The sequence below is a fragment of the Streptomyces sp. IBSBF 3136 genome, from assembly GCF_036815105.1.
Lineage (GTDB): Bacteria > Actinomycetota > Actinomycetes > Streptomycetales > Streptomycetaceae > Streptomyces.
Window position 1 is genome coordinate 3,693 of the sequence record NZ_JAJSZC010000361.1, and the last position, 1,339, is coordinate 5,031.

Genomic DNA, 1,339 nt, shown 5'->3' on the forward strand with positions numbered 1-1,339 from the left:
CTCCCCCCCCCCTGCGGTGAACCGCAACCGGGGCGGCCGGCGGCCGCCGCCGCGCGCCCCCGGTACCGCACGCGGCCGCCCGCCGTTCCAGCGTGTCGCCGGTTCCGTCCGGTGCCTCCGCGCAGTCGGCCAGCGCGGACGCGATCTCGCGCAGCCGGCCGGCGTAGCCGTCCACCAGGTCGGCGTCGGCACGCAACCGGCCCACCCGGTCGAGGAGGTCTTCGACCGGTGACATCGTGCGAAGGGATTCGGTGATCACGGAGGACTCCAGCGGGGTGTCGTTCGGGTCAGCGCGGCAGGACCACGCCCGCGCTGCGGTGGACCATGAACTGCGGGCAGGCCAGCACGAACAGCGGCCGGGCCGTGTCGATGTGGAGCCGGCGCAACTGTCCGGCCAGGGGTTCGGCCGCGGCCGTGCCGAGCCGCAGCCGCACCCCGGTCGCCAGGTGCAGGCGGGCGTGGCCGTGCGCCCGGGACAGACTGCGTACGGTGCTCTCGCCGCGCCGGCCGTAGAGGACCCAGTCCGGCTCCGGGCAGCGGACGCCGGGGCCGAGGCGGCCCTCGACGGTGAGGCCCATCTCCGGTGCCGTGAGACGTAACCGCCGGGTCATCAGTTCGGCGTCGACGGGCGTGCGGACCGCCGGGCGGCCCCAGACCTCGCGGGCGACGACCCGGGCCTCCTCGCTGCTCACCGCGAGGGACAGCACGCAGCGGCCGGTGCGGCGCAGGTCGGCCCGGCGCAGCAGGTCGGCGGCGATGTCGTAGGGGCGCGGCCGCCACAGGTCGTCCACGAGGACCGACAGGGCGATCTCGGCGTGGGGCCCGATCGTGGAACAGCGGTGCTCGTACAGGGACAGCACCGCCAGTGCCCACCGGCCCAGCCGGCTCGGGCGCATCCAGGTGCCGTCGGGCAGCAGGGCGTGCGCCGCCCCGGCGTCCACGGGGAAGCACAGGTGGGCGGCGGAGGAGTCGTAGTAGCGCACCGGGACGTCGACGGGCCCGGTGGTCGTGGGCACCGAGGCGGTGGGCAGGGTGAGGAAGGGGTGGCCCTCGGGCGGGTGGGCGCGGTTCCCGAGCCGGTAGGCCTGGGTGCGGACGACGGGTCCGCGGTAGGCGCCGAGTGCCGCGTCGACGTCCTCGCGGACCCCTGGCACGACGGTCCGCAGGTGCTCGATGTACTCGCGGATCAGGTGGGAGCGCGGGAACTCGCGGCTGGGGCCCGTGTATTCGGCCTCGTACGGGTTCGCGTCCGGGGCCGGACGCGGATGCGTGTTCGGCTGCGCGGCCGGACGCCGTTGTGTGCGCGTGTGCGGGGGTGTGCGCGGGGGCGCGGTGGGTG

At 76.1% G+C, this 1,339-nt stretch carries 2 protein-coding genes; both read right to left on the reverse strand.

Features of this window, described 5'->3' with window-relative positions:
* On the reverse strand, positions 1-235 hold a 235-nt coding region (locus V7E45_RS38685), incomplete at its 3' end, for a hypothetical protein (RefSeq protein WP_333778965.1).
* A 52-nt stretch (positions 236-287) separates the two neighbouring features.
* Positions 288-1,339 (reverse strand): hypothetical protein (locus tag V7E45_RS38690; RefSeq protein WP_333778966.1); only part of this gene is annotated, 1,052 nt, incomplete at its 5' end.